The organism is Okeania sp. SIO2F4, assembly GCF_010672385.1.
GTDB lineage: Bacteria > Cyanobacteriota > Cyanobacteriia > Cyanobacteriales > Microcoleaceae > Trichodesmium.
Genome location: NZ_JAAHGT010000283.1, coordinates 1 through 10415, shown reverse-complemented (window position 1 = coordinate 10415; position 10415 = coordinate 1). Strand labels below are relative to the sequence as shown.

Below are 10415 nucleotides of genomic sequence, written 5' to 3'. Positions count from 1 at the left end.
AGTAATTATAGAATTATAAACATATACTATATAACCGGATTCTATGTAAAATAAATATTGTTGAGTTTCAGTAAAGTAAAAACAATGAGTTTAGGAAAAGATTTATTTAAAGCATACACAAAACCTATCAAAAGAAAAGATTTATTTAAAGCACTAAATAAATCTAGCCAAGCTATATCTGAAATTAGTATTGCTGCTTTCAAACAATCAGAAAATATTCGTTTAAATAAAAAAACTCAGAAGAAGATAATTGAAGGCAATCTGAATTCAGTTAAGTGGTTGGGATCGCTGTTTATTCGAGAATAATTATACTGTCTTAAATATGGAGATACTTTGGCTTTGTATTTATATAGAGATAGCTAATTTTTATTAAATTTATCTCTAGAATCAATCAAATTCAATAGACATCTCCGGAAAAGAGGGAGTAGGGAGTAGGGGCGAAGAGCGAATCGCTCGTACAGGAGTAGGGGGAAAGAATTGATTATTTATGCGTATGGGATTGATTTAATTTTTAATTATCACGCCTATGTCTAATATTAACATTGTCAAACTCACCAGATTTTGCCTGGTGGTTTTTTATTTTTTGAGCAGTTAAACTTACAGCTAATTCGGTTATTAATGTGCTACGACTGATGGGTTCAATAATTAATAATTAATAATTAATAATTACCTCTTCTGTAATAGAAGGATTGCCTAAAAGGAATTTTTTTCTTCTCAAGGGGAGATTGGATATGGCGAAGAAACTTTGCCATCCCACCCTATGGGAAGCTCCCCAATTCAACTCGGCGACAATGGAGAGGCTTTATACCTTAATTTTTCGGTAAATATTTTTTTTGCTTGTTCGGTACCTTACTCTCTATTCCCTACTTCCTAAAACCATAAATTAATTTCTCTGAACTTGATTTAACCTAATTCTACAAATAAATAGCAATAGTCAAGAATAAAGCAGTCTATTTCAGATTGATTATCAAATATAAATTTAGATATTTAATTATAATATCTAGTCTCATTAATTAACCATAATAAAGATGTTTTTTTATTTCAATTTGCTCCCTATTCCCTAAAATTTTTCTTGTTGGTATTCTAAAGAGACATAATATAATTGATACTAAATCCGGTTTAGACAGAACCTTTATATGAAGGTAAGGCAGAAGGCAGAGTGCAGAAAGCAGAAGGGTTAGAAAACAATTTGAAAAACATGCTTTTAATAACCGGATTTGGTATGATAATATCGATCATCAAAATGTTATGATTATAAAATTGTCAATATTTAAACTTAAACAAAAAATCCAAAAAATCCAAAAATTATATGTGTAGATTAGTAGGTTACCTTGGTGAGGCAATTTTATTAGACTCGATCATTAGTCAACCAGAACACTCATTAATAGTCCAAGGTTATAAACCCCAAGAAATGCAAGAAGCTTTACTAAATGCCGATGGTTTTGGTCTAGGTTGGTATCATACTCAAAAAGAGACTGCACCTTTTACTTATAAAAATATCCAGCCAATATGGAATGATATAAATCTCAAGAGTCTTGGTCGTTATATAGAGTCAAACTGTATTCTAGGTCATGTTAGAAGTGCAACTCCTGGTCAAGCAATTGATATTAGTAACTGTCAGCCATTTAATTACAAAAATCTACTATTTATTCACAATGGCTATATTGATAAATTCCGATTTACTCTTTATAAACCAATACGGGATTACCTCCAAAAACTGCCATATTTATTGATTAAAGGTAATACAGACTCAGAACATATTTTTGCTTTGCTAATTAATGAAATTATTGAAAGAATTAACTGTGATTTTAAAGAAGCTTTACATGGTATATTGATGGTTTTGACAGAAATTGCTCAGGAAAATAAAGTCAGATTTTTGGCAAATACAATTATTACAGACGGACATCAATTAGTTGCATCGAGATTTGCTCAAGGTGCAATTCCACCGACTCTTTATTGGTTAAAAAATTCTCCTAAATTTCCTAACTCTGTAATTGTCGCTTCCGAACCTTTGTTTACAGATGATTGGCAAAAAGTTCCGGAACAAAGCATCATTAAAGTCAGTAAAAATCTTGATATTGAAATCTATCAAATGTGAAAATTAAAATATTTTTTTAGTAGATAAAAATTGGTAATTTTGATACCTGTTGATTAAAGCTCCTTAAGACCATAGCACTAATATGTTACCTACTATTTTTTGTACATATAATAAGTAGGTAGGTGAAAAAATTTACAAGTACGTCCGCAGCGACTGAAGCGGAGCGGAAGGAAGCAATAGATACGGGTTTCAACTGCTTTAATATTTCGTTACATAGTGATGTTTATTCGTGCCTACCTACTTAGTCAATAAATTAATTCTAAAAAAATTATAATTTTTCTATAAATTTTACAAGACTAAAGTAAGTCATTATACTCAGTTATTTGTTGTTGAGAAATTATAAAATTATAGAAGTTTGAAAAAATATTGATAAATTAACTTTTTTTAATAGATAGGAAAGGCAACACTTTTGAGATTTAGTATTATAGCAATCCTATTTTATTCCTGTCAAAAATCTTACTGCTTTTTAGGGAAAACTTAACAGGGAACACTTAACTCTTAACTGGTAAGAGTTTCAGTTTTTTTATTTACTTTTTGATTACCCGCAACCTATCCGCGGATTGCTATAGTAGAGAGTAGAGAAGAAGCGATCGCCTGTTAAACATAGAAAACTTAACAATAATCCTTCATAAAATTTAATCATATTAATAATTGAATAAGTGGTAGGATTCAGTATTAAGAAATATTGAATTAGTGCATGCATAAACCAGAGATTTATTGTATAGATAAAACTCCAAAATCATCTGGATTGTATATTTTTCAGACAATCATAAGGATGATTAGTATCCCTAGTAAATTGCCGATTAATCAAGAAAAAAGGAGAATAATTTAGTGTCTGAAGTCGCTACTAAAAATATTACATTCTGGAATACTAATGGTTATAATTACCCAGGATTTGGTAAAACGGTAGAAGTCCCTGATGGTTTGGGTGGTACAATAGCTATTACTTATAATCAAATAGACTATAATGACGGTGATTGGAAAAGAGAGCCTGGAGGTAATAGTCCCATTACATCAAGCCGCTTCCTTTCTGGGGAAATAGAGGATAAATTTAGCTTAACAGGTAAAGTAAAAGCTATTACTGCTACTATGCCTCTAGTAAGAAACATAGGACGTGAAAATAACTATTCAGTTACCCTGGGTTTTAGTAACTACAAAGCTTCTATAACTGATTCAAAACTAACTGATGGCGCTACCTCTGGTAATACCTATATTGCCATATCAAGATTGTTCAACGGTACTAAGATGGGATATACAACCATCAAAGTAACCGCAAAAACTTTGGATGGTAGCCAACTTAACTTAGCTGATTGGAAATTATTCAACAGTGGAACTCTTTCCAAGAGTGATAATACTCGGATCTTTCTGGATGCGACAACTCAAACTATATCTGGTAAAAATTCTAATGGTAAACAAGAATTTTGTCCAACTCCACCTAATCCTGGTTCTTCTCTTGCTACAGGTACAGGTCTAGGTTTATTTCAGTTACCTAGTAACCAGCGTTATATCTTGATTACTCTCTCCTTCCAACAGAGAAAGATTCAAGGTCCAATGCCTAATGATTTGCATGATATTTATGTTGCTAGCAATACTAGCTCTACAAGTCCAATTAGTGAAACTCCTCAAACTAAACCTATGGATATAAATAATGGTTTACAACTGCATCTGCCACTGAATGAAATAGTAGAAAATGCGGCTAAAGAAAAAGAAGTAGTTGATACTTCAGGCAACAAACTTAATGGCAAAGTTTATGGTGCAACAATTGTGCCCGACTCGCAATTCGGCAACTGTGTACATTTTGATGGGGTTGATGATTATATCCAAATGCTACAAATGAATGTTGACTATTCAAAAGGCTTTACTGTAGGAGCTTGGGTATATTATGAGAGCTTCAAATATTGGTCGAGAATTATCGACTTTGGGAATGGTGCTGAAAGTGATAACATTCTGTTTGGGAATGAAACAACTACAAAGAATTTAATCTTAGATTTTTATACTGGTGCCATAGTTAAAGGAAATGAAATATTGGAAAATGGTAAGTGGCTTTATCTAGCAGTAACAGTTGATGAATCAAGAAAGGGCACTCTCTACAAAAATGGTGAACAAGTAGGAAATGGAACACTTAATCTCCCTAACAATATTAATCGTACCAAAAATTATATTGGCAAGAGTAACTGGTCAGCAGATCAATTGTTTCATGGCAAAATGTCAAATCTGCGACTGTATAACCGAGCGTTATCTCCAGAGGAAATTAACGAATGTATGAAAGTGGATGGAACTCCTCCACCAATGGATATAAACCGTGGTTTACAACTGCATCTACCACTCAATGAAATAGTCGAAAATGCTGCTAAAGAAAAAGAAGTAGTTGATATCTCAGCATCAAAGCTTAATGGTAAAGTTTATGGTCCAAAAGTTGTAGCTGAACCACGCTTTGGTAATTGTTTAAGCTTTGATGGGAATCATGATTATATTGTCATTAACCCAATGCCCAACTTTCCCTCAGAGGCAATGACAGTAGTATGTTGGGTTAGATCGAACAACCAACATAAAGAAGGTACAGTTGTCTCATATGCAAAATCTTCAACGAAGGGCTATAACGAGTTTCAAATATACAATATTAAAAATATAACGCCCACTGTTAATAACAAGTGGTATAGTACGGGAGTTGCTGTCAACGATGGTGAATGGCATTGTGTAGCAATTACTTGGCAAAGTAGCGACGGACAATTTAAGGTGTACAAAGACGGAAAAGAAGTACACTCTAAAGTCATTAGTCAAGGAGATCCAATTGCTACTGGAGGAGCATTGATACTAGGGCAAGAGCAAGATAAGCTGGGAGGAGGATTTGCAGTTAATCAAGCATTTCAGGGGCAAATGGCTCAGATGCGGATGTATAACAGAGTGTTATCTCCACAAGAAATTAACGAATGTATGAAAGTAGATGGAACTCCTCCACCGATGGATATAAATCGTGGTTTACAATTGCATCTACCACTGAATGAAATAGTAGAAAATGCCTCTAAAGAAAAAGAAGTTGTTGATATTTCCCCATCAAAACTCAATGGCAAAGTTAATGGCAATCCAATAGTTGTAGATGACTCACAGTTTGCTAATTGTATCAACTTTGATGGGGTGGATGATTATATTGAACTGCCAACAGCAACTATTCCTCAAACAGGTGAAATAACAATTAGTTTTTGGGCAAACAGTGGCAAGTCTCTACCCAAGAATAATTCTATAATGTTGGCATTAGATAAAAGTAAGAACAGGGTGGTTAATGTTCATTTACCTTGCTCAGATAGTCACATTTACTTTGATTGTGGAAATACTACCACTGCTAATAACAGTTATGACAGACTAGAAAAATTAGCTCAGGCGGTTGATTTTAAAGATCAATGGACTTACTGGACGTTTACGAAGAATGTTGCCACGGGTGAGATGAATATCTATCTCAATGGTACTCTATGGCAGAGTGGTACAGGTAAAAATAAACCAATAACTTCAATTACCCAGGTGAAGTTTGGCTGTGGTTATGGATTTTATGATGGTAAAGTAGCTAATCTACGGATTTATGACCGAGTGTTGTCTCCAGAAGAGATTAAAGAATTGATGCAAGTTGATGAAGCTGATGCAACTGATACCACATCAACTACTGGTAAGGGTGATACAGAAACATCATCAACTACTGGTGAGGGTGATGGAACTCAAACCACTGGTGATACAGAAACATCATCAACTACTGGTGAGGGTGATGGAACTCAAACCACTGGTGATACAGAAACATCATCAACTACTGGTGAGGGTGATGGAACTCAAACCACTGGTGATACAGAAACATCATCAACTACTGGTGAGGGTGATGGAACTCAAACCACTGGTGATACAGAAACATCATCAACTACTGGTGAGGGAGATACAGAAACATCATTAACGACTGATACAACAGACACAACTCAAAAACCTATGGAATATCAGATTTATCAGGTAAATGGTAATCCTACAATTAAAACCGGATATCTAGAGTCAGAATGGACTGCGGTTATTGCCGGATTTAATTGCGGAGCAAAGCAGAAACACAAAGCTTCAGCATTTACGATCATGCCAGTTGTAGATAATGGAGAATGGAAAATCAAGTGCGATATTAAAGATGCAGACGATCGCTATTGGGATGTAGCAGTTTTATTTATCAGGAATAATATGGTAAATAGGTTAAGCAGCTTCTCTTGTTAAATAGCTGTAATCTAAAACCGTATTTGATATCAAATCTGTTTCCTTTTGAGTGTTATAATAAACCGGGTTGATGGGAGACAGATGTGAGTATAGTAGTGCATTTCATATAAACCCGGTTTCTCTGTATAGTAGGGGTTTGGTGACAAAACCCCTACCAAATTTTGAGTTTTTATCAATACTGATGGTAAAATTTTATTCTCGAAATTTCAAGCATCTCTATTTTAGGAGGTACTGTTAATATCATGTCCGGATGAACAGTTATAAATAATTGGGGAGTCCTCAGGAGGACCGAGTCAGGAAAACCGAGTCAGGAGTCAGGAGTCAGGAGTCAGGAGGGAGAAGAGGAAGAGGAGAAAGTTTTTTTTTATAACTAATTAAGCGGACATGATATAACTGATAACTGAAATGACTAACCTTAAACTTAAAATAGAAAAATAATCCGCACAATTCCCACAGTAATAGTGTCATTATCCTCTTCATGTTCGGGATTAATAACTACCAAAATTCCAGGATTAATCGAAATATTATCATTAATTTGATAACGATAAAAATCTTCTAAATGCCAAGCAGTATCATTATCTTGTGGAGGATTATCATTATCAATTACTTTAGGCGAACTTCCTATTACTAAACCAAGCAAACTACCCTCCTTACCTAAGTCAGTAAAACCGAAAGTCACTAGACATCTGGTGAAAAAGATATAGATTTTTTGTGGCTAGTAGGGAACAGGGAACACTTAACTGGGAACAGGGAACAGGGTATATATTTTCACGAAAAAGATACGAAAAATGATTTCGGAGAGTGAATTTGACAACTCTAGCTTGTCTTAAATAAAGAGGAAGTTTATTTTCTGGAGAAGTCTACTGCTTAAATTGCAGCAGAGGGATATTTCAACCACACAACCTAAATATGAGATTGGTGCCAGTGTTGGCCAAAATGGGGGGAAGCGTATTGACAAGAAAAAGTTGTCAGCTATCTTGAAAATTACATAGCAAACCGCCAAGAGTTGTGCAAGTATCGATCCTACCTCACTTGTCCAGTTCAGTAATGATTTCGAGTATACTATTAGCAAGTACGTTGAAATTCAAGGATTTATTTGCTGGTTCACCAAGTGTTTATTTTCCTAAATCTATTTGCTGTTGATTAGGAGGAGTTGTAAACCCAGTTTTATCAAGAATATAGACAACTCCAACTGATAAAATTGCCCCCACTACTAATCCAACTGCTATTAACATTAAAATAAACCGTTCTAGCATTACTTTAGTTTCAGGATTATAAGATTCTATGACTTCCATTTTGTCATTTTCATTTTCTTCTGACTCAACTAAATGATTATCAAGAGGTTGAGAATTGGAATTAGGGATTCTATTCATTGGTACTTAATATTCAACTATAACGCTTACTATCTTATCGTAGTTTTGACTAATATCATCTCCAGTGGAAGAGTTCTAAATAATTAGAGAGGAGTCAGGTTTAAGAAGTACAGGAGTTATGGACTAATATCATCTCCAGTTAAATAGCTATAAATAATACTATGCATGAAAAAATAAAACAACTTTACAAATAGTTTAGCTAGGGAAAAGGTCTACAAAAAATAATGTGTAAATACGCCAAAGTGCAATGCTATATCTTTTTTGGTGTTGGAGAATTTAGCTATAATTTTCTGTGCTTAGGGGATAGGGAATAGGGATTAGTTCATTCATGGGTAGGAACAGGAACAAGTAGTGAAAGGGGTATTTATAATTCATAGTTTGATTCACCAACGCCTGTTTTTTTTAATTTGGCATAATTTATCAAAAAAACAGTAGAAACTAGAGACTAATTTCTACTGAGTTTAAATCAAGATAGTTTAGATTTATCTAAGTTCCTGACTTTAGCCTATTTTCTGCTAAATTCAGCAACCATCAGAAGGAGTACAACAATCACTATTATTATTAATACTTGTCAGTTGATAATCTAAGCCTTTAGTTTCTCTAGGATGCCGAGTTTTTCCATCTCTAGAGTTAAATTTTTCTGCCAAATCTAAAGGAATATTTGTATAAGGTTCAACAGGCAAAAAATCCTGATGATAAGGACCATTTTTATCTGTAAAAATCTGGAAAGTCTTATCACAGACAGCCATTCTTTTACCTCTATATAAAGTATGACCATCATCATCAACTACCTGTTTCCACGGACCTTGATAAATCACAGCTTGATTCCGTTCTAAACATTCTCCTTCTTTCCCCTTAAAAGCACGAACTGTCAGAGAGCGAAATTCTATTCCATCAATTACTTGCCAAGGTTTTTCCTCACGTTTAAGAATTTCAATGCCATAAAAACCAGCTTCTTCAAACATTTCTAGAAAAACATCTTCTCGAAATGCTCCAGCAATACAGCCACTCCATAATTCTGGGTCGTTCATAATTTTTGGAGTGGGGTCTTCATCGCAGACAATATCAGAAATAACTGCTCGACCTCCTCGTTTTAATACTCTATGAATTTCCTGAAATAATTTCTGTTTGTCTTGGGGGCGGACTAAATTCAACACACAATTAGAAATTACAACATCAACACTATTATCTGGAATCAAAGGTTGTTCTTTGCGAAGAGCATTACACTCATATTCAAAAGCAGCTAAAGCATCAACAGATGTAATTGGATTTGCAGTGAGCCAGTTTTCCACTAAGTCTAAATCTAAAGCTAAATCTTGGATTTTTCCCTTGACAAACTTAGTATTTTGATATCCAATTTTTGCAGCTATTTTATCTTGATATTTCCGAGCTAACCCCAACATATCATCATTAAAATCTACCCCTATTACTTGCCCCTCTGCACCAACTTTCTGAGCAATAATATAGCAATTTTTTCCAGCACCCGAACCTAAATCTACAACTGTTTCTCCGGGGGATATATAGCGGGTAGGGTCTCCACAACCATAATCTTTTTCAATAATTTCTAGAGGTAAAATATCGAGATAGTTTTCTTCATAGTCAGTTGGGCAACATAGGTCAGGTTGTACCTGTTGAGCACCTTCTTGATAACGTTCTAAAACTGCACTTTCAATATGATAATTGGCAGTTGATTGTTCATTGGTAGTTGTATAGGTCATCGATAAATCTTGTTCAAAGTTTTCCAAATTCATTATATTTACCAAATAATTAAGCTAAGGAAGCAAACATTAAGCAAAAATTTACAAACTTTTGTCTAGACCTTGTATCATTTGCTCAAGTTATACCAGTTTCAAAAAATATCCCTATATTAACTTTTTCGCTTTAGGTAAGGTTGGCATAGAGAGAGCTAGTATTGTTAGATTTAAAGAGCAAAGGTAAATTTTTTTCAGTTCCCATTTCCCAGTTCCCTATATTTCTACTGTAACTATCTTTTTTGAATTTTGTATTATTTTTATTTAAAACACTTTTAGATGAGTATTTGCTGAGAAAAATTCAAAAATTAGATAAGAGCCATGAAAAAAATTTGGTCTTGAGAGCTAGCCAATTTGATTACTAAATTTATTTATAGAGCTTTAATTTTTTCTTATTTCTTCAAGGTTGTAGAGAAAGGTTAATAGTTTCAAATAAATATAGCAATTCTCAAATGGATGAGATACAGATTTTAGATTTGAGGGAATTAAGGAAGAGAAAAAAATACTGTACCTGATTAATATCATCACCGCGATAACCTCGTTTAAGCTAACACCTAATAGACATTTTTAGAAAATAAACAAGCTCTTTATTTAACCATTACAATTAACAGCAATAGAGTTTTCATTAATTGATAATTGATAATGGATAATTACAAGAAGGTTAAAACCGTAACGGAATTGAATATAAGGAAATATCCTAGTGCAGGATGGCAGAAATAACTAACCAGTTACAAAATCCTAAAAGCTTTACCAATCAATACTTTTAACTTTTAACTTTTGACTTTTAACTTTTGACTTTTAACTTCTGCGTAGCGGTACTAGCACTTTTTTTCCTCTTGAAAGGGGAGGCTAATAAAGCTGAATTATTTAATTAATAATTATTAATTTTGGCTATTCTAGGGTAGCTATGATAAATTACTACACTTAGGAACTCTGTAATCCTTGCATAGCAATAGAAAT

The 10415-nt window shown here is 33.7% G+C and carries 6 protein-coding genes; 3 read left to right on the top strand and 3 right to left on the bottom strand.

Translation table 11 applies throughout. The annotated features are described in order from the left end of the window. Positions 1–84 precede the first annotated feature (84 nt). From F6K22_RS18525 to F6K22_RS18515, 3 genes are all read left to right on the top strand, one after another. Complete coding sequence (locus tag F6K22_RS18525; RefSeq protein ID WP_293100846.1) at positions 85–306, top strand: hypothetical protein; 222 nt, start codon at positions 85–87, stop codon at positions 304–306. A 1003-nt stretch (positions 307–1309) separates the two neighbouring features. Further along, a complete protein-coding gene (gene egtC / locus F6K22_RS18520; RefSeq protein ID WP_293100843.1) occupies positions 1310–2098 on the top strand; it encodes an ergothioneine biosynthesis protein EgtC in 789 nt (262 codons plus the stop codon). 831 nt (positions 2099–2929) lie between these two features. Next, positions 2930–6331, top strand: coding sequence for a LamG-like jellyroll fold domain-containing protein (locus F6K22_RS18515; protein WP_293100840.1), 3402 nt, complete (start codon positions 2930–2932; stop codon positions 6329–6331). A gap of 421 nt (positions 6332–6752) precedes the next feature. Here the strand turns inward: F6K22_RS18515 and F6K22_RS18510 are convergent, their stop codons facing one another. The 3 genes from F6K22_RS18510 to F6K22_RS18500 all read right to left on the bottom strand — a co-directional run bounded on the left by F6K22_RS18510 (position 6753) and on the right by F6K22_RS18500 (position 9455). Continuing rightward, the gene (locus tag F6K22_RS18510) at positions 6753–7010 is read right to left on the bottom strand and encodes a carbohydrate porin (protein ID WP_293100837.1); all 258 of its coding nucleotides are present in this window, start codon (positions 7008–7010) and stop codon (positions 6753–6755) included. A 436-nt stretch (positions 7011–7446) separates the two neighbouring features. Continuing rightward, positions 7447–7704 carry a hypothetical protein gene (locus F6K22_RS18505; protein WP_293100834.1) on the bottom strand — a complete coding sequence of 86 codons (258 nt, stop codon included), beginning with the start codon at positions 7702–7704 and terminating at the stop codon, positions 7447–7449. Between the two features lie 521 nt (positions 7705–8225). After that, complete coding sequence (locus tag F6K22_RS18500) at positions 8226–9455, bottom strand: methyltransferase domain-containing protein (RefSeq protein ID WP_293100833.1); 1230 nt, start codon at positions 9453–9455, stop codon at positions 8226–8228. Between the last annotated feature and the right edge of the window lie 960 nt (positions 9456–10415).